A 19193-nucleotide genomic window follows, 5' to 3' on the forward strand; every position below is an offset into this window, starting at 1 on the left:
TCACATATGGACGCACTCGTCACCGGCGGGGCAGTCGTCATCGGCGCGATCGCCGTCGTCGCCGTCATCGTCTTCATCATCATCTTCATGATCGTGCTGCGCGCGTGGTACAAGGTCGCCAAGGCCGACCAGGCGCTCGTGATCGTCGGACGCAATCAGAAGAACGCATCGGGGGATTCGTCGCGCATCTCCGTCATCACCGGCGGCGGCGCGCTCGTCAACCCGCTCACGCAGCGCGCCGAGATGATCTCGCTGCGCGCTCGCCAGATCAAGATGGAGCCGACGGCCCAGTCGTCCACCGGCGTCACGGTGAACGTCAGCGGTGTCGCTCTGGTCAAGATCGGGTCCGACCCCGAACTCGTCCGGCGTGCGGCCGAGCGCTTCCTCTCGCAGGACGGCGCGATCGAGCAGTTCACCACCGAGCAGCTCGAAGGTGCGCTCCGCGGGGTCGTGGCGACCCTGACCGTCGAGCAGCTCATGAACGACCGGCAGAAGCTGTCGGACCAGATCGCCGACGGCATCAAGAGCGACCTGCTGTCGCAGGGCCTGATCCTCGACTCGTTCCAGATCCAGGGCGTCACCGATAAGAACGGGTACATCGACGCACTCGGTGCGACCGAGGTGGAGCGCGTCCGTCGCGAGGCCGAGGTCGCCCGCATCAACGCGGCCCGCGAGGTCAAGGCGCGGCAGATCGCGACCGACGAGGCGAATCTCATCGAGCAGACGGCGTACGACAAGAACTCCGCTGCCGCCGCGGCCGAGGTCGGTCGCGCCCGCGCCGAGGCGGAGCAGGCCGAAGCCCTCGCCCGCGCCGAGCGCGAGCAGGCCGTCCTCCTGCAGCAGGCCGAGAACCGCCAGGCGCAGCTCGATGCCGACGTCAAGAAGGTCGCCGATGCGTCCCTCTACGAGCGCGAGCGCTCCGCCGACGCCGACGCGTACACGCAGGTCAAGGCCGCTGAGGCCCGTGCGCGGATCGCGGCTCAGGAAGCCGAGGCCACGCGCCTGCGCGCCGAGGCCGACGCCGCCGCCGTGCGACTCGAAGGTGAAGCGCGCGCTGCGGCGCTCACGGCCGAGGCACGCGCCCTCGCTGAGAACCAGCAGGCTCTGCTCGCACAGCGTGCGATCGAGTCGCTCGTCCCGCTCATGACCGAGTTCGCCCGCGGCTTCGACAAGGTCGGATCGATCACGGTCCTCGGCGGCGAGGGCGCCTCGAGCCACATCGCGGGCGAGAGCGCGTCGAGCATGCGCGCGACGTTCGACGCCGTCCAGGCGGCGACCGGGATCGACCTCCGCGGCATCATCCAGGGCCAGGCGACCGGTCGCGGCATCGCCCAGGGTCTGCAGAACGACCAGGGCCCGCAGAATGAGCAGGACGCCGCACCGCTGCGTCGACGCTCGACCGAGCCGGTCGCAGCGGCCGCCGAGCCCGCGGCTCCCGCCGAGTCGCCGGACGCGGTGTAAGAACACCTCCCCGAATCGGCCGCCCGTCCTCGACGGGTGGCCGATTCGCGTTCGGCGCGGAGCGCCCTCCCGAGGAGATGGCGGCTCCCGAGGAGATGGCGGCTCCCGAGGACCGGATCGGCCGGATGTCTCCTCTCGAAGCCGCATCTCCTCCCCAAGCCACACCCCGTGACGCGAGATGAGCCCCCGCCGGGCTACGGCGCAGGCAGAGCGCTGTCAACCCGGTGCCGGGCCCGCTGCCCGATTCGTACCGTCGAGACATGACCTTCTCCCCTCGACGCGCCATCGTGACCGCCTCCGACTCCGGGATCGGGCGCGCCACCGCCCTCGCCCTGGCCGATGCCGGGATGGACGTCGGCGTCACGTGGCACTCCGATGAAGAGGGCGCGAACGGCACCGCCGAGGAGGTCCGTCGCCGCGGCCGGAAGGCCGTCGTCGCGCAGTTCGACGCGACCGACCTCGAGTCCGTGCCGGGCGTCATCCGTCACCTCGCCGACGAGCTCGGCGGCCTGGACGTCTTCGTCAACAACGCCGGCGGAGGCACGGGCGGACCGTTCCTCGACATGGACATCGAGGGCTGGCGGACGGTCGTCGGTCTCAACCTCGACGGAGCTTTCGTGGGGATGCACACGGCGGCGACCCTCATGGCCGACGCCGGCCAGGAAGGGCGGATCATCGCCGTCACGAGCGTGCACGGATCGCAGCCCCGCGTCGGTTCGGCTGCGTACGTCGCCTCCAAGCACGGCCTCGAGGGGCTCGTGAAGACCATGGCGCAAGAACTCGGCGCGAAGGGCATCACGGTCAACTCCGTCGCCCCGGGCGAGATCGCGACGCCCATCAACGACATGGACGCCGAGGACGCCGAGAACACGCACCGCCCCGGCATCCCGATCCCCCGTCCCGGCAAGCCGGAGGAGATCGCCGACGTCGTCGCCTTCCTCGCCTCCCCCGCGTCGTCGTACGTGACGGGCGCCACCTGGGTGGTCGACGGCGGCATGCTCCAGATGGGTCCGCAGGCGGGCTCGCACATGGAGTCGGACGACTGGCGCTCCGCCGGCTGAGCCGCGCCGCGTCCCAGGCGCTCCCCCGCGTTTAATCTGGAGGGATGGCTTCGGACGACAGACGCAGACTCACCCGGATGCCACGACAGGGCGCGATCGTCGCGGTTCTGGCGATCGCGGGCCTGGCGTCGTCGTTCATGTTCACGCTGGTCGTGCCGATCCAGTCGAAGCTTCCCGAACTGTTGAACGCGTCGCGCGAGGACACCGCCTGGGTGGTGACCGCGACGCTGCTCGCCGCGGCCGTCTCGACGCCGATCGCGGGGCGCCTGGGCGACATGTACGGCAAACGCCGCATCGTGCTCATCCTGCTGGGGCTCCTCATCGTCGGGTCGGTCATCGCCGCGCTCTCCCCCGGCATCGGCGGGATCATCGTCGGACGCGCCCTGCAGGGCGCCGTGACGGGCGTCGTCCCGCTCGGCATCTCGATCATGCGCGACGTGCTGCACGAGGACCGGGTGGATGCCGCGATCGCCCTGATGTCCGCGACGCTCGGCGTCGGCGGCGCGGTCGGCATGCCGGTCAGTGCGATCATCACCGAGACGAGCGACTGGCACGTGCTCTTCTGGATGGCGGCGGGACTCGGCGCCGTGGTCTTCGTCCTCGTCGCCCTCGTGGTGCCGGCGAGCGTCCTGCGGACCGCCGGCAGGTTCGACTTCGCCGGCGCGATCGGCCTGGCGATCGGGCTCACGGGCGTACTGCTCGCGGTCTCGCGTGGCAATGAATGGGGCTGGGCTTCTCCTGCGACCCTCTCGCTCGGACTCGGTGGGCTCGCCGTTCTGCTCGTGTGGGGCTGGTTCGAGCTCCGCATCCGCGAACCCCTCCTCGACCTGCGGGTAGCCGCCCGGCCCGCCGTGCTGCTCACCAACCTCGCCTCGGTCGCGATGGGCTTCTCGCTGTTCGCCTCGAATGTGTCCTACCCGCAGATGCTGGAGCTGCCGGCATCCGCCGGCGGTTTCGGACTCACTCTCGTCCAGGCCAGCTTCATCGTCATGCCCGCAGGGCTCGTGATGATGGTGCTCTCCCCCTTCTCGGGTCGTCTCGCCCGGACGATCGGGCCGCGGGTGCTCCTGATCATGGGCGCGAGCGCGCTGATCCTGGCGTACGGCTACTCGCTGCTGTGGGCGTCGGAGGTCTGGCACCTGCTCATCGCCAACCTGCTCATCGGTGTCGGCATCGGCTTCGGCTACGCCGGCATGCCGATGCTCATCATGCGATCGGTGCCGCAGCACGAGACGGGTGCCTCGAACGGTCTCAATGCGCTGTTCCGCTCGCTCGGCACCTCGATCGCCGCCGCCGTCGTCGGCGCGGTGCTCGCCGCGCTCACCGTCGACGTCGGCGGAGTCGCCGTCCCCACCCCGGCCGCGTTCCAGCTCTCCTTCGCCCTCGGACTCGGCGCCGCCGGGATCGCGCTCGGCGTCGCGCTCTTCATCCCGCAGCGCCGTGACCCGCACGAGGCGCGGCCCTCGATGCCGCGCTGACGCAGCCGCGCCGTGGGCCTCGGGTACGGGGGTGTCGACCCGCCGGCTCCCTAGCACGACCGATCCTTCCGGACAGCCCCGTCGCGGCATCGCGTGACCCACGCGAGGATGGATCCATGTCCTACGCCACCGAACGCCGTTCCAACCCGACCGCCTGGGCTGCCTTCTGGGTCGGTCTCGCGGGCCTCATCCTCATGCCGATCCCGCTGTTCATCGGGTTCTTCGTCGGCGGCGGTTTGTCCATCGTCGCGGCGATCCTGGCCGTCATCGCCCTCTTCAAGGGACTCGCCCGCAGCGGCAAGGGCATCGGCCCGGTCGTCTTCGCGGCGATCTTCGTGCTGCTCACATGGGGCGGCATCTCTATCGGCGGCGGCATCCTCTGGTGACGCGCCTCACCGTCGCAGCGTCTCGCGCGCGACGGTGAACGCCTCGACCGCGTCGAGGTCGACCTCGACGCCGAGCCCCGGGCCGGTCGGCACCCGCACATGTCCGTCCTCGAGGACGGCGGGCTCGGTCACGATGTCACGCTCGTAGAACCGAGCGGATGCCGAGACGTCGCCCGGCAGCGTGAACGCGGGGTGCGCGGCGAGCGCGGCATTCGCGGCGCGACCGATCCCGGTCTCGAGCATGCCGCCGCACCACACCGGGATGCCGGCGGATTCGCACAGATCGGCGATGCGGAGCGCCTCGAGATAGCCGCCGACGCGCCCCGCTTTGACGTTGATGACCGTCGTCGCCCCCAGGGCGAGCGCGTCGCGGGCGGCCTTGACCGAGGTGATCGACTCGTCGAGGCAGACGGGTGTCTTCAGCTGCTGCGCGAGGGCGGCGTGGTCGACGAGGTCGTCCTCCTGCAGCGGCTGCTCGATGAGCAGGAGACCGAAGCGGTCGAGCTGCGCGAGCGTGTCGGCGTCGGCGAGCGTGTAGGCCGAGTTCGCGTCCACCTGCAGCGGGATGTCGGGGAATGCTGTGCGCACGGCATCCGTGTCACCGATGTCGCGGCCGGGCTTGATCTTGATCTTGATCCGGACGTACCCCTCGTCGAGGTAGCCGCGGACGGTCTCGACCAGGGCTGCCGGATCCGATTGGATGCCGACGCTCACCCCCGAAGGGATCGTCGCCGCCGTCCCGCCCAGGTACGACGCGAACGACCGCCCCTCACCCCGCAGGGCCGCGTCGAGCAGGGCGAGCTCGAGTCCCGCCTTCGCCATCCTGTGGCCGACGAACGGGTCGAAGACACTCGCGACGTCCTCGGGAGCGAGGTTGCCCCGCTGGAGGAGGGCCGGACCGAGCCAGCGCGTCGCGACGTCCCACGCGCCCTGCGTGTACTCGCTGGAGTACACCGGTGCGTTCTGCGTGACGACCTCGCCCCACCCCTCGCCCGCGTCGGTCCTCGCGCGCACGACGATGACCTCGCGGTCGATCATGGTGCCGAACGACGTCGTGAACGGGGCGACGAGCGGGATGCGGAGCACCCGGAGCTCGATCTCGTCGAGGCGGACGGATGCGGCGTGCGGAGCGAGCGGCATGGGGTCAGGTTACGGGCCGTTGCAGGACGGGTGCAGCGGCATCCGTGGATTCCTAGACTCGGCCCATGCCCCTCGAGACGACCACCTCCGGAAGCCTTCCCCGCTCGACCGCGCTGATCGAGGCGAACGCCGCGCGTGCGTTCGCCGACGACGGCTTCACCCTGCTGCCGAGCGCCGAGGCCGAGGAGCTGACCGCTCGCGCCGTCACCGAGGTCGTCGAGCGCCAGCGCGCCGCGGGGATCACTCTCGTCGGCGACGGCGAGTTCGGGAAGGCCATGACGAACCCGGTCGACTACGGCGCGTGGTGGGGATACTCCTTCCAGCGCGTCGCGGGGCTGTCGCTGACCGAGGTGAACGCGTTCACCGAGCCGCCCGTCCTGTCGAGCCCGGGGAACATCCGTCTCACGAGCTTCTTGGGCCGCCGGGATCGGCAGCGCTTCCCCGCGGTCTACGCCGAGGCAGTCGAGACGGGCCGCATCGCGTCCGCTTTCCCGACCACGACCGGCCCGATCTCGTACCGCGGCCACGACGCTGTCGCCGCCGACATCCGCAACCTGACGGCGGCGCTCCAGGACGGGGAGCAGGGCTTCCTCACCGCGATCGCCCCCGGCTCGGCCGCACGCGTCCACAACGACTACTACGCGACCGAGCAGGAGCACATCGACGCGTGGGCCGATGCCCTGCGCGAAGAGTACCGGGCGATCACGGACGCGGGCCTCATCCTGCAGCTCGACGACCCGTCGCTGGCCGAGAACTACGACCAGATCGACCCCGAGCCCTCGACCGCCGACTACCGGGCGTTCACCCGCATCCGGATCGAAGCGATCAACCGGGCCATCGAAGGACTCCCGAAGGAGCAGGTGCGCCTGCATCTATGTTGGGGTTCGTGGCACGGTCCGCACACGACCGACGTCGAACTGAAGGACATCCTCGATGTCGTCCTCGAGGCGAACGTCGGGTCGGTCTCGTTCGAGGCGGGCAACGTCCGCCACGAGCACGAGTTCGCCGTGTGGGCGGACGCCCGGATCCCCGACGACCTCGTCCTCGTCCCGGGCGTCGTCAGCCACGCGACCAACGTCGTCGAGCACCCCGACCTCGTCGCGCAGCGCATCCGCCGCTACACCGACATCGTCGGCGCCGACCGCGTCATCGCCTCGACCGACTGCGGCCTCGGCGGCCGCATCCACCCCGACATCGCCTGGGCGAAGCTCGAGGCCCTCGGTGAAGGAGCACGCCGGGTCGGCTGAGCGCCCTCGACGCCAGTCGCCTCAGCTCCGGACGAAGAGGTACCCCTCGCCGGTGCGGAAACCGCCCACCACGAGGCCGGCGTCGAGCTGCGCCCGGAACGCGTCGCGGACCTCGCGGCGGAGGCGGGCCGCGGCATCCGGGTCGTCCCTGCGGAGCGCCTCGATGTCCGGCGGGATCGCGACCGTCCCGACCACCTCGGATGCCGCGGGGGTCGGTGCCGGCGACGCCAGGTGCCACGCGACGTGCAGCCGATCGCTCTCGTCACCGCTGTTTATCGCGTCGCCCATGTCGCCGTAGTGGTCGACGAGGTAATCGGTGACGCGCCCGCCGAGCACCTCGAGGTTGAAGTGGGCGTTCCGGGCGATGAGCGGGTCGAAGGTCCACGTGATGGTGCCGACGTCGTGCGCGAACGCCCACTCGCGCTGGTGCGCCTTGAGCGCACGACCGACCCCCCGCGCCTGCGCCTCGGGCAGCACACCCGTCACATGCGAGTGCATGCTGCGGGAGCTCGGCGGACCGAAGAAGGCGGCGGATGCCGCGACCATCCGCTCGCCGTCGAAGACGCCCACGACGTAGTTGCCGGAGTGCTCCAACGCGCGCAGCAGGTTCGGCGGCATCCCGCCATCGGGCGATCCCCACACCGCCTCGAAGACGGCGCTGGCGGCGACCATCTCGTCGATCGTGTGCAGTTCGCGGATGTCGAGCGCGTCAGCCATGCCGACACGCTACGCCGATCAGCGTCGCCAGCGCTCCACGGTCGGGCGCAGCCGTTCGAGGGCGCCCCGGACGAAGCCGGGGTTCTGCCGGTACCACTCGAGGTGCGCCTCGCGGATCTCGGCCGGATCGACGACGGCGCCGTTCACGCGCCATCCCGACTCGGGAGGGGAGTCGAGGCTCCATGCCTCGATGACCCACGGCTCGCGCGGGGCGTGGACTGCGTCGAGCAGCGGCCGGCCGGGGTCGGTCGCTCCGCCGGGGCGTCCGAGCGCGCGGAGCACGCGGCTCCCGATCTCGAGGATGACCTCGTTCCCCGGATGGTTCACCGTCCGGACGAGGTCGAACCGGGGCTCGGCGAACAGGTCCGACACCGAGACATCGAGCGACCGCTCGCGCCGTTGCAGCTCCGCGAGCGAATCGGCGGCCTCGGCGCGCACGGCGTGGACGGGCAGGTGCTCGCGGACGGGGATGCCCGCCGCCTCGGTGAGCGTGCGGACGTCGTGATAGGCCACGAGCGGCGGGACCTCCTCCGTCCCCGGCACATGCAACGCGGCCTGGAACGGGTAGAGGCCCGTGAAGCGGACGATCGGGAAGGTGACCGCCCGACCCGAGGAGGGGAGGGATGCCGCGAGCTGCCGAGTCCCCAGCGGAAGGCCGTGGTAGTCGTCCTTCACCGGCTGCGCGATGAGCGCGGAGGCTCCGGCGATCACCTCGTGCAGGCGTGCGGTGTCGGCGGCATCCAATTCGTACACGGGCGGCACACGCAGGAGCGGGAGGTCGTCGGAATCGAGCACGAGGCGCACCGATTCGGCCTGGCAGTTGCCGACGACGACCCCGTAGTCCGTGCGGGGCAGGTCGCCGAAGAAGCCGGCGTAGTGGTCCCGTCGGGCAGTGCGCGCATCGGTGGTCATCGCTCGAGCGTCGCAGGCGGCATCCGTCGTCGCGAACGCTTGCGCGCGGGCCGCTCGCGAGCAAGGGGGCACGCGCAGGACACCTCGCGACCTAGGATCGTCGCCGTGCAGCTGAACGAGACCCGCGCCTGGAACCGCTTCTACGCCGCCGGCACGCCGGTCGACATCGAACCCGTGACGGGCTCCCTCACCGATCTGCTCGACGAGCGCGTGCGCCAGTACGGCGAGCGCGACGCGATCGCGTTCTTCGGGCGGGCGGTGACCTACGACGAGCTCGGCTCGCGGGTCGCGCGCGTCGCCGAGGGGCTGCGGAAGCTCGGCATCGGCGCCGGCGACCGGGTCGCGCTGATCATGCCGAACGCCCCGCAGCACGTCATCGCGTTCTATGCCGTGTTGCGGCTCGGCGCCGTCGTGGTCGAGCACAACCCGCTCTACACGCGGGACGAGCTCGAGGTGCAGTTCCGCGACCACGGCGCCCGCACGGTGATCGCGTGGGACAAGGTCGCGCCGCTCGTACAGTCGCTGCCGGCCGCGCTCGGCATCCGCGACGTCGTCTCGGTCGACGTGACCACCGCGATGCCGTTGAAGACGCGGATGCTGCTGCGCCTGCCCGTCGCGAAGGCCCGGGAGTCGCGTGCCAAGCTGACGGCGGCCGCGCCCGGCACGATCCCGTTCACGCGGCTCGAGAGCTCCGCGCCCATCGCCGCGGGGCACCCCCGGCCGGGGCGCGACGACCTCGCCTGCCTGCAGTACACGTCGGGCACCACGGGAGACCCCAAGGGCGCCATGATCACGCACGGCAACCTCTGGGCGAACGCCCGCATGGGCGCCGCATGGATGCCGGAATTCCGCCACGGCGAGGGCAGCATCTACGGGCTGCTGCCGATGTTCCACTCGTTCGGGCTGCTGCTGTCGGTCATCTACTCCGTCGAGACCGGGTCGCGTGCCGTGCTCTTCCCCACGTTCGATCCCGAACTGGTGGTGGATGCCGCGAAGCGATTCCCGCCGACGTTCATCCCCGCCGTCCCGCCGATGTTCGACCGGCTGGCCCGGGTCGCCCGCGACGGCGACCTCGACCTCACCCGCGTCGTGTACTCCATCTCGGGGGCGATGACACTCACGCCCGCCGTCGTCTCGCGCTGGGAGAAGCTCGCGGGCAGCATGCTCAACGAGGGGTACGGCCTCACCGAGACGAGCCCGATCGCCCTGGCCAACCCGTTCGACGAGTCGCGCCGCATCGGGGCCATCGGCATCCCCTTCCCCTCCACCGACATCAAGGTCGTCGACCCGGAGGAACCGACCCACGAGGTGGCGCAGGGCGAGACCGGCGAACTGCTCATCCACGGGCCGCAGGTGTTCGCCGGTTACTGGAACCGCCCCGAGGAGACAGCGGCGACACTGCTCGAGGGCGGCTGGGTGCGCACCGGCGATCTCGTGCAGCAAGACGAGGACGGCTTCGTCACGGTCGTCGACCGCAAGAAGGAGCTCATCATCACGGGCGGCTTCAACGTCGCGCCGTCCGAGGTCGAGCAGGTCGTGACCGGGACGCCTGGCGTCGCCGAGACGGCGGTCGTCGGCATCCCCCGCGGCGGCGGCGCCGAGGTCGTCACAGCGGTCGTCGTCCTCGAGGACGGTGCGGCGTTCGACGAGGCCGCCGCGCGCGAGCTGGCCCGCGAGCGCCTCGCGGAGTACAAGCGGCCGACGACCTACGTCGTCTGGGAGGAACTCCCAAAGTCCCTCATCGGCAAGGTGCTCCGCCGCCGCGTGCGCGACACCCTTGTCGCCGACCGGCACGCGACGCGCGCCGCCGACGCGGACTGATACACCCGCGCGGGATGCCGCACAACCTGGGTGCCTCGTCCAGGACCGGTGCCTAACCTGGGACGAATGCGGAACGTACCTCCCGTCGACCTCCCGTCCTCCGACGACACCGCAGCGCGCGACACCCGATTCTTCGGCCAGCCGTTCGCGCTCGCGCACGTATTCGGCGTCGAGATGTGGGAGCGCTTCAGCTTCTACGGCATGCAGGGCATCCTGCTCCTGTACTTGTACTTCTCCGTCACCGACGGGGGGCTCGGCGTCGACAAGACGGTCGCGGCGAGCATCGTCGGCGCGTACGGCGGCGCGGTGTACCTGTCGACCGTCCTCGGCGCCTGGATCGCCGACCGCATCCTCGGCGCCGAACGCGTGCTCTTCCTGAGCGCCATCGTCATCATGGCGGGGCACATCGCCCTCGCCCTCCTCCCGGGCTTCGCGGGCGTGACGGTCGGCCTGATCCTCGTCGCCTTCGGATCCGGCGGACTGAAGGCGACTGCCACGAGCGTCGTGGGCACGCTGTACGCCGCCGATGATTCGCGACGGGATGCCGGTTTCTCGCTGTTCTACCTCGGCATCAACCTCGGCGCGTTCGCCGGCCCCCTGCTGACCGGCCTGCTGCAGTCGACCCTCGGATTCCACTGGGGCTTCGGGCTCGCCGCCCTCGGCATGGCGCTCGGCCTGGCCCAGTACTCGTTCGGCCGCCGGAGCCTGCCCGCCGAGGCCCGCATCGTCCCCAACCCGCTGCCGCGCGGGCGATACCCGCTCTTCGCGGGGATCGGCGCGGCCGCCGTGGTGGTCATCGTCGTCCTGGTCCTGACCGGCGTCATCCGCGCCGACAACCTGGCGCTCATCGTCATCGGCGCCGTCATCGTCGCGGCCATCGCCTACTTCGCGGTCATCCTGCTGAGCCGGCAGATCACGACGCAGGAGCGCAGCCGGGTGTGGGGCTTCCTGCCGCTGTTCCTCACGTCGGTCGTGTTCTGGTCGCTCTACCAGCAGCAGTTCACGGTCGTGACGCTGTACTCGGCCGAACGCCTCGACCGGAACCTGTTCGGCTGGGAGATGCCGATCCCGTGGGTGCAGTCGATCAACCCGGTGTTCATCATCCTGCTCGCCGGTGTCTTCACCGCGGTGTGGTCGAAGCTCGGCTCCCGTCAGCCGTCGACGCCGGTGAAGTTCGCCCTGGGTGTCGCCGTCATGGGTGTCGCGTTCCTGCTCTTCCTGCCCTTCGCGGGCGGCGGGGCGAACTCGACGCCGCTGCTCGCGATCGTCGGCATCCTGCTCGTCTTCACGATCGCGGAGCTGATGCTCTCGCCGGTCGGACTGTCGGCAGCGACGAAGCTCGCGCCGGAGCGGTTCCAGACGCAGATGGTCGCACTGTTCTTCCTGTCGGTGTCGCTCGGCACCGCGATCGCCGGTCAGCTCGCGACGCTATACGACCCGACGAACGAGGTGCCGTACTTCGCGACGCTCGGCGGGATCTCGATCGCGATGGGCGTGCTGCTGCTGGTCTGCGTGAAGCCGGTGCTGTCGCTCATGAAGGGCGTGCGCTGACGGATGCCGCGCGTCACGCGGTCGGCATCCCTCAGCGCACAGGGCAGAATCGAGGGATGACTTCGCCCGTGTCGCAGCTCCACCCCGACCACGCCTGCCTCATCGTGCACGGCAAGGACAGCCCCGGCATCATCGCCGCGGTCTCGGCGATGATCACGCGGATCGGTGGCAACATCGTCCAGTTCGACCAGTACTCCGACGACCCCCGCGGCGGCGCGTACTTCCAGCGGGTCGTCTTCCACCGTCCGGACTTCGCCGGGCAGCGCCCCGCGATCGAGACCGAGATCGCCGACACGCTGGCGCCGTTCGACCTGGAGTGGTCGCTGACGGACCAGTCCGTGCCCAAGCGCATGGCCATCCTGTCGTCGAAGCAGGACCACTGCCTGCTCGACCTGCTGTGGCGCAACCGCCGCGGCGAGCTGCCCATCACGGTGCCGATGGTCGTCTCGAATCACACGACCTCCGCCGACGACGTCCGCTCGTTCGGGGTGCCGTTCTTCCACGTGCCGTCGACGCCGGGTCCTGACAAGTCGGCATCCGAGGCGAAGATCCTCGAGCTGCTCAAGGGCAACGTCGACTTCGTCGTGCTCGCGCGATACATGCAGATCCTGTCGCCGGAGTTCCTCGAAGAGCTCGGCGTGCCGGTCATCAACATCCACCACTCGTTCCTGCCCGCCTTCATCGGCGCCGAGCCGTATCGCAAGGCGAAGGAGCGCGGTGTGAAGCTCATCGGCGCGACGAGCCACTACGTGACCGGCGACCTCGACGAGGGCCCGATCATCGAGCAGGACACGATCCGCGTCACCCACGCCGACACCACCGCCGAGCTCGTCCGCCGCGGCGCCGACGTCGAGCGCCAGGTGCTCTCGCGCGCAGTGCGCTGGCACGCCGAGGACCGCGTCATCCGCCACGGGAACCACACGATCATCTTCTGACGGGGTCGGGCGCGGGTTCCGCGGGGCGTTCGAGGGACGCGAACGGTCGCTCGGCCGGGGTTGGGGCGACACGTCGCGTCCCCGGAACGCGATGAGGCCGCGACCCGGGGACGCGAACGGTCGCTGCGCTCCGCGCCAGGCGACACCTCGCGTCCCCGGAAACGGCTCGTCAGGCGACGGGCTGCTGCAGGTCGACGATCCAGCGCGAGCCCGGACCGTCGTAGGGCGTCTGCTCGTAGATCTCGCGCGAGGGGCCGTCGAATCGCAGCCCGCGGCGCTCGATCTCGGCGACGAGCGCCTGCCACGCGGCCTGGATTCCGCTGAGGTCATCGGCATCGAGACGGGTCGAGACGGCACGCGGATGCCGCGGCACCACCGCGCGCTCGAGGCCGTCGGGCACGGGCGCATCGCCGATCTGCTCCGCCGCGGCGGCGATCATGCCGTCGTCGACGGTCGTGTAGACGGCGACGCCGGGACCGACGCGGCTCGCACCGGCCGCCTCGATCAGAGCACCGACGCGCGCGAACATGCCGCCGATCTCCTCCTCGATCTGCGACATCTCGTCGACCTTCGCCGACAGCTGGACGATCGTCAGCTCGGGCAGCGCACCTTCGGTGTACTCGGACATGGGATTCTCCTTCTCGATCGATCGGAGTCTCGTCTCGACTTCGTGCAGGCGCTGCCGGTCCGCATCGATCTGGGCCGCGAGCTCGACCCGCCGCTCGCGCAGGAGCACGGCGACCTCGCTCGACGACATCCCGTCGTCGAGCATGACGCCGACCTGCTCCAGCGTGAAGCCGAGGCCCTTCAGCGCGACCAGTCGATTGGCGCGGTCCAACTGCGACGCGGCGTAGGAGCGGTATCCCGAGAAGGGATCGACCCGCTGCGGGCGCAGCAGACCGAGCTGGTCGTAGTGACGCAGCATCCGCACAGAGACGCCGGCGAGGCGGGCGAACTCTCCGATACTCAACATGGTGATCCCAGGCCACAGTCTGACACCGTGTGAGGGTCAAGCCCCGCCCCGTTCAGCCGAAAACGATCGTTTGCGGCTGCTTCGCCTTGATGCTGCTGAGATGCACGCCGGAAACGTGGATCGAAACCTGGTTCCGGCGGACGTTTTTGGTTCCAGGGCGACCCGTGATCGCCGGCGGCTCAATGATATCGATCAGTGGTGTGCTCAGCCTTTAGCTGAACGGTCGTGATGTGTTCTGCCGGGAGGCGTCGGTCGTTTCGCGCAGGTTCATCGCAGAAGGGGCCCGATGATTTCGGGCCCCTTCCTATCGATGTTCTGTGCGAAAACCGCTCATGGCCCAGGCATGACGCAGCCGGCCTTCTTCGCAGATCAGTAGCTGACGGTGACTTTATCCACGTTCAGGAAGATGGAACGGTCCCCGTCGGTGATGCCGTTCACAGCGGTGATCTTGAACCGATAGGTTCCCGACGACTGCCGCCCGAAGTCGTACGTTCCACACTTCTGCTTCTTGATGGTGAGAAGCGAGGTCCCGCGGTAAAGAGCGACCGAGACGGAGGTGATCGCTGTCGTCCCTGGTGTCTTGCCGGCCTTGTTCGCTTTGCAGTCAGTCAGGGTGATCTTCGTGGCGGCCCCGTCCAGGTTGCCGTCTCCCCATGTGCGGCTGAGGAAGCCTGGCTGCGCCTGATTGACAAACGAGGTGTAGGACCCCTCGGCGTGAGCCGCAGTCGGTACCGCGACCAGTACGCCGACCGCAAGTGCGCCGATTGCCAGCTTGCTCTTCCAACTTCGCTTCTTCGAACCCGCCTCGATAGTGCTCTTTCGCACGATGCCCCCCTACGTTTGAAACGGCTGAGTGCCGCCTGTGTGGCTCGAAAAGTAGGTGCTGCAGAGTTTCTCCACCAGTCTGTCAAATTGATGAGACAAGCCGTATGATCCGATTGTTTTCCGATCCCCATGACTACGGTGAGCATGTGAAGCTCGGTCGTTTTCTGATCCCCGCGGCCTCTCTCGTCGTGCTTCTTCTGGTCTGGGCGGCCCCGCTGACGCAGGCGCGCACTTGGCCCGGCATTGCATTCGTCGTGGCAGCCGACAGGCCCATCACCCTCGTGTTCGCCGTAGTCAGCGTCGTTGCGTTTGCCACCTGCATCTTGCTGCGACGCTTCCGCCGCGGGGCGATCATCCTTGGCATTGTTTGCTTAGTCGGCACTGCGATGTTCGGTCTGCGCGTCATCGCGCAGGGAGCTGCCGATGGCGAAGCTTCTCCTGCAAATGCAGAGTTCTACGGGATGGCCTGGAACGCTCGGGGTGAAGACGTGTCCGACGTTGCCAACGCGGTCGGACCAACATTCCATGGACAAGATAGGGCAGTGGTCGTCTTGCCAGAAACGCCATGGAAACTGGGTGAGGAGGTCGCCGACATCCTTCGCGCCGATGGGCATGATGTGGTCGCATTCGCTCCTGACTGGACTGCGACGTCCATCATCATGACGCGGGCGCTCGTCGACGACGGACAGTACAAAGTCGACGAGCGCACGCCTCCCTGGGCTGGGCTTGCACTCATCCCTACGACCCCGTCCTCACAGACGCCAATCATCGTGGGAACGCATATCCAGCAGCCTTCCCCGTCTGCTACCGACACGTGGCAGGAACACATCGACTGGGTGAACGAGATGTGCTCCAGAAGTCCCTGGGTTGTAGTCCTCGGGGATATGAACTCGACCCTCAACAATCTCGGTGGCGACCAGCTCGGAGATTGCAGCGATGTTGCAGCCGCCAACAATGCCGGCTCCTCACCCACCTGGCCAACCACACTGCCGCCATTCCTCGGAGCATCAATCGACCGATTCCTCGTGGGGAAGGGCTACACGGCTGCGGAGGCCACCTGGAAGGTCGACCGGAGTCTGCAGATCAGGCAAACGGACCATTGGCCAATCAAAGTATCCATTCCCCCGATCGATCGGCGGTGATGTGGCCGAGTGGACCCCGGTCCATAGCGTGGGGAGCGCGCTTGGCCCGGTACGTGGGAACCCGACACGAATCAGCGCCGGGTTCACCCTTCAGACCTAGCCGGCACGAGCAGCCGAAAACGATCGTTTTCGGCTTGGCCTTCATCACTGGAGCCCATGGCTGGCCCGCGGAAGGACCCACCGACACGAGCTCGATCGTCAAGCGGGTCACCGTCAATTCCCCTGCGTCTTCACCCATCTATCCAGACGGGCCAGGAACTGGCGGGGGACTTCGAGCGTTGAGGCTGGCAGTGAGTAGCTGATCCCCACAGCGACCGCGCTTATAGTCGCAGTTCTCGATCGCCCACCCGGAATGGACCATTCAAGCTTCGCGGTGCGCGGATCCTGGTCGACTTCCGTTATCTGCGCCCGAGCGACCCGCACGACGCGGAAGAAGTTGCACAACCGGACCTCAGCATCGTCGACGATCACGCGCACGCGGAAAACACGCGCCAGCCAGAAGCAACCGAAGATGACGACCGACATAGCAACAGCGGTGACGGCCACGTCACCTTCCGGCAGGGACCAGACCAGTGCGCATCCGCCCAGGAGCGGAAGCGTCGATGCGCCAGCGGCGTTCGTGAGGCGCCAGGCGAGCGTCGGTCGATAGATGTACACGCCTTGACCTTATGGTTCAGGGAGGCGTCCACCTGGCATCGCTGCCTCGCATCACGAGGTGCTCAACACTGTTCGGCGGCGACGAGGTTCTCTAAGTAGGCCACCACGTCGTCGTGGTTATGAGACCGCGCGTACTCTGCGGCAGTCTGGCCATCGATCTGCTTTGTAGGGTCGGCGCCCGCAGCCACGAGTGCGCGAACGCAACGCAAGCTGCCCGCCTCAGCTGCATCGACGAGCGGCGAATCATGATTGGGGTCCGCACCCGCCGCCAAGAGGAGGGTGAGGACCTCGAAGTTGTCCCACTCCGCGGCACGGCTCAGCGGGCACCAGCCATTGTCGATGTCCGATACTGCGACGTCAGCACCAGCATTCAGCAGCGCCTCGACGCTGGCGGAGTCTCCCGGGCCAGACGCATTGAGCAGCGGCGTGAAACCTGCCGAGTCTGTGACGTCCGGATCAGCGCCAGCAGCCAGCAAAGCGCGAACAATTTGCGGGTGCCGGCGTGTAGCCGCAGCATGCAGTGCGGTCCATCCTGTGGCATCTGCCTCATTGACCGACCTGCCGGCTGCGAGGAGCGCGCGTGCTCGTTCGAGATCGCCTGTTGCGGCAGCGCGAACAAGAGGGGGCAGCTGCTCTAGGTACGCCTGTTCCTGCTCTTCATCCTTCGGAGACATTCTGCGACTTTGGCACAGGTGAGCTCGTCAGTGGGTGAGAGCGTCGGATGCGGCCTTCGAGATTTTGACGCGACTCGCCAGCTGCGCCGAAAACGATCGTTTTCGGCGATCGCCGCCACAGTCCCCAATGTGGCGCACCGCAAACGGCACCCGCTACCGGGTTTCGGCGGACGGTTTCGGCTGGCCCGCAGCTGAGTGAGCAGGGGCGTCTCTGACTGGGTCGGCCTTGATGCGGGCAGCCGTCGATAATCATGTGTATGACGCCCAGGGACGCGAAGCGCCGCCACATGGTTGATCCTGCCTCAGTCAGGGTCTCGGCCGATGATGTCAGCACGGACCGGTCGTACGGCTTGGATGAGCAGCTGCTGCCGTTCGTGGAGTGGTTTCCGACTGAAGGGTGGCCTCTCTTCACGAGGAGGGGGTGGTTGGTGTGGCGGGGCGAGAAACGCTGGGGGGTGACCCCGGAGATGGTCGAACGCGCGTGGGCGATGTATCGCATCGGTGTGCGGGTTTCTGCTCCGTCGTCTGACCTCGCCGCGTTGCGCGAGCACCTACCCAGGATGCGTCTGCTCGAGATCGGTTACGAGGCGGAGCAGCTGAAGGGCTTTAACGAGCTGCGGCGAGCACGGATGCTGGAGGTTCTGGAGATCAATCCGGAGACCGGTGAGGAGGCTGACCTCTCCCGTCTGTGGCGGTTGCGGCGGTATCGCGGACCGTCCCATGGCAGTTGGCAGAGCGTTATGGCGCTGCCGCAGCTTGAGCGGCTCGATGTCGATCACGTCTGCGGCACGGTGGTGGGGCCGGTGCGAGATCTTGCGCTGCGATCCCGGACGACCTCACAGCTCCCCGAGCTTGGTCAGCCGGCGAAGCTCCGAGAATTGACCGTGTCCCCGACGAGACATTTCGACCTCGAATCCCTGGCCCCGGCTGTGGGTTTGAACGTGCTGACGGTGACCGCGGCTCATCTCGTAGGGCTGAAGGCTTTGGTCCAGATACGAACCCTGACCGAGGTGACGATTGAAGGGCGGACAGACGAAGACATCGAGGTTCTCGCGGATCTGCCCGCGGCGGAGGCGATCCTCATTCTCAAGCAGCGACCCGGGCCCCGCCTCACCGCCGCGATCATTGATCGCGGGTGGTCTGTGTTCGCGTCCGACGCGCAGGAGCGAGCCGCATACAAAGCCGCCGGACGGGTCTACCCGGGCGACCTGCCACAGCATCACGCTTGGTCCGAGGAGGCGGGCGACGTCCACTGGCACTTCGGTCCGCGACATGCCACCGCCACGTTTGTAAGCACAGCCGACGACCTACCGCCGGGTCTAAGCGGTATCGAAGCCGAACAGATCATCCGTGAACGGCTTCACTCGCGCTATAGCGACGAGAAGATCACAATCGAGGGCACCAGCACTAGCGACCGGCTCCAGCTCACATTCTCATTAGCGGATGTCGCCATCGTCTCCGAGGCAGCCGCCGCCGTCTTCGCGGAGCATCACCGAAGGAACTGACCGCGAGCTGTCTGACGCCGAGGCGTTGACGCGTGGATGCCTACAGCAGCCAGCCGAAAACGATGGTTTTCGGCACAACCGACCGAGGCATCGCAGACGACCGCGACACGCCGACGACGCACGCGCCGAAAACCCCCACCGAAACCGGATCGCGCCGAAACCTCTGCGGCACGCTTTCGGCGCAATCCCAGCTCAGCCCCCGAACTCCCCGAGCGCGGTGACGGTGGCGGATGCCGCATCCCACCGCCGTAGCCCGCGCGCCATCCCGGTGACCGGCTCACCCAAAAGCGGCAGCGCGCGCTCGAGGTCGGACACCTTGAGCCGGCGCGCAAGGGTGACGTGCGGCATCCACTCCCCGGGCGCGGTGTGCGGAGCATCGTCGCCCGGGCCGGCGGCCTCATGCAGGGCGGCGTGCAGGGCGAGCAGCTCGGCGGAGGGCACGACCGAGCGGGCCAGCACCCGGCGCTCCCCCGCCCCGAACAGCACCGGCGCGCCGAGAGCCACAGGGAACGCCGCGGGCAGCGGCACGGACGCCAGCGACACCGACGAACGCACGAGCAACGTCACGTGCGGTGCGTTCGAGGGCGCGGTGTGCGCGGCGAGGCTCGACAACCCGGCGTCGGCGAGCGCCTGCCATTCCACGCGCACGGCGCGCTCGGTCGCCGCATCGAACTCGAGCTCGATGCTGACGACCGGCGCGCCGCGCAT

18 protein-coding genes are annotated in these 19193 nt (G+C 68.6%); 10 read left to right on the plus strand and 8 right to left on the minus strand.

What is annotated here, in order from left to right:
- Window positions 1–6: 6 nt before the first annotated feature.
- From BBA86_RS07740 to BBA86_RS07755, 4 genes are all read left to right on the plus strand, one after another.
- A complete protein-coding gene (locus BBA86_RS07740) occupies window positions 7–1461 on the plus strand; it encodes a flotillin family protein (RefSeq protein ID WP_065571032.1) in 1455 nt (484 codons plus the stop codon).
- A 260-nt stretch (window positions 1462–1721) separates the two neighbouring features.
- Window positions 1722–2522, plus strand: coding sequence for an SDR family oxidoreductase (locus BBA86_RS07745; RefSeq protein WP_065571033.1), 801 nt, complete (start codon window positions 1722–1724; stop codon window positions 2520–2522).
- Between the two features lie 77 nt (window positions 2523–2599).
- Window positions 2600–4000 (plus strand): MFS transporter, encoded by a 1401-nt coding sequence (locus tag BBA86_RS07750; RefSeq protein ID WP_065571034.1) that lies wholly within the window; start codon window positions 2600–2602, stop codon window positions 3998–4000.
- Between the two features lie 116 nt (window positions 4001–4116).
- A complete protein-coding gene (locus BBA86_RS07755) occupies window positions 4117–4386 on the plus strand; it encodes a hypothetical protein (protein WP_065571035.1) in 270 nt (89 codons plus the stop codon).
- 6 nt (window positions 4387–4392) lie between these two features.
- Here BBA86_RS07755 and menC read toward each other — a convergent pair whose 3' ends face one another.
- A complete protein-coding gene (gene menC / locus BBA86_RS07760) occupies window positions 4393–5526 on the minus strand; it encodes an o-succinylbenzoate synthase (RefSeq protein ID WP_065571036.1) in 1134 nt (377 codons plus the stop codon).
- A 65-nt stretch (window positions 5527–5591) separates the two neighbouring features.
- Here menC and BBA86_RS07765 point away from each other — a divergent pair, with 65 nt between their 5' ends.
- Window positions 5592–6773 carry a cobalamin-independent methionine synthase II family protein gene (locus BBA86_RS07765; RefSeq protein WP_065571037.1) on the plus strand — a complete coding sequence of 394 codons (1182 nt, stop codon included), beginning with the start codon at window positions 5592–5594 and terminating at the stop codon, window positions 6771–6773.
- Between the two features lie 21 nt (window positions 6774–6794).
- Here the strand turns inward: BBA86_RS07765 and BBA86_RS07770 are convergent, their stop codons facing one another.
- Complete coding sequence (locus BBA86_RS07770) at window positions 6795–7490, minus strand: GNAT family N-acetyltransferase (protein WP_065571038.1); 696 nt, start codon at window positions 7488–7490, stop codon at window positions 6795–6797.
- Between the two features lie 18 nt (window positions 7491–7508).
- Window positions 7509–8402, minus strand: a complete 894-nt coding sequence (locus BBA86_RS07775) for a WcbI family polysaccharide biosynthesis putative acetyltransferase (protein ID WP_065571039.1) — start codon at window positions 8400–8402, stop codon at window positions 7509–7511.
- 105 nt (window positions 8403–8507) lie between these two features.
- On the opposite strand from BBA86_RS07775, the gene BBA86_RS07780 reads away from it, so the two are divergent.
- From BBA86_RS07780 to purU, 3 genes are all read left to right on the plus strand, one after another.
- A complete protein-coding gene (locus BBA86_RS07780) occupies window positions 8508–10223 on the plus strand; it encodes a long-chain-fatty-acid--CoA ligase (protein ID WP_065571040.1) in 1716 nt (571 codons plus the stop codon).
- A 66-nt stretch (window positions 10224–10289) separates the two neighbouring features.
- Complete coding sequence (locus BBA86_RS07785) at window positions 10290–11774, plus strand: peptide MFS transporter (protein WP_065571041.1); 1485 nt, start codon at window positions 10290–10292, stop codon at window positions 11772–11774.
- 56 nt (window positions 11775–11830) lie between these two features.
- Window positions 11831–12709: a formyltetrahydrofolate deformylase gene (gene purU, locus BBA86_RS07790; RefSeq protein WP_065571042.1), complete on the plus strand. Its 879-nt coding sequence runs from the start codon at window positions 11831–11833 to the stop codon at window positions 12707–12709.
- A 169-nt stretch (window positions 12710–12878) separates the two neighbouring features.
- Here the strand turns inward: purU and BBA86_RS07795 are convergent, their stop codons facing one another.
- Both BBA86_RS07795 and BBA86_RS07800 read right to left on the minus strand, forming a co-directional pair.
- On the minus strand, window positions 12879–13682 hold the full coding sequence (locus BBA86_RS07795; RefSeq protein ID WP_065571043.1) for a MerR family transcriptional regulator: 804 nt from the start codon (window positions 13680–13682) through the stop codon (window positions 12879–12881).
- 369 nt (window positions 13683–14051) lie between these two features.
- Window positions 14052–14507 carry a hypothetical protein gene (locus tag BBA86_RS07800; protein ID WP_065571044.1) on the minus strand — a complete coding sequence of 152 codons (456 nt, stop codon included), beginning with the start codon at window positions 14505–14507 and terminating at the stop codon, window positions 14052–14054.
- A gap of 104 nt (window positions 14508–14611) precedes the next feature.
- Here BBA86_RS07800 and BBA86_RS07805 point away from each other — a divergent pair, with 104 nt between their 5' ends.
- Window positions 14612–15649 carry an endonuclease/exonuclease/phosphatase family protein gene (locus tag BBA86_RS07805; RefSeq protein WP_065571045.1) on the plus strand — a complete coding sequence of 346 codons (1038 nt, stop codon included), beginning with the start codon at window positions 14612–14614 and terminating at the stop codon, window positions 15647–15649.
- A 213-nt stretch (window positions 15650–15862) separates the two neighbouring features.
- Here BBA86_RS07805 and BBA86_RS07810 read toward each other — a convergent pair whose 3' ends face one another.
- Window positions 15863–16306 (minus strand): hypothetical protein, encoded by a 444-nt coding sequence (locus BBA86_RS07810; RefSeq protein WP_141677852.1) that lies wholly within the window; start codon window positions 16304–16306, stop codon window positions 15863–15865.
- A 62-nt stretch (window positions 16307–16368) separates the two neighbouring features.
- Window positions 16369–16980, minus strand: coding sequence for an ankyrin repeat domain-containing protein (locus tag BBA86_RS14290; RefSeq protein WP_083199501.1), 612 nt, complete (start codon window positions 16978–16980; stop codon window positions 16369–16371).
- A 287-nt stretch (window positions 16981–17267) separates the two neighbouring features.
- Here BBA86_RS14290 and BBA86_RS07815 point away from each other — a divergent pair, with 287 nt between their 5' ends.
- Entirely contained in the window at window positions 17268–18485 is a 1218-nt protein-coding gene (locus BBA86_RS07815; RefSeq protein WP_141677853.1) for a hypothetical protein, read from the plus strand.
- A gap of 192 nt (window positions 18486–18677) precedes the next feature.
- Here the strand turns inward: BBA86_RS07815 and BBA86_RS07820 are convergent, their stop codons facing one another.
- Entirely contained in the window at window positions 18678–19193 is a 516-nt protein-coding gene (locus BBA86_RS07820) for a 2'-5' RNA ligase family protein (protein WP_223247120.1), read from the minus strand.

Origin of the sequence: Microbacterium oleivorans (assembly GCF_001691565.1) — a bacterium.
Classification (GTDB): Bacteria; Actinomycetota; Actinomycetes; order Actinomycetales; family Microbacteriaceae; genus Microbacterium; species Microbacterium oleivorans_B.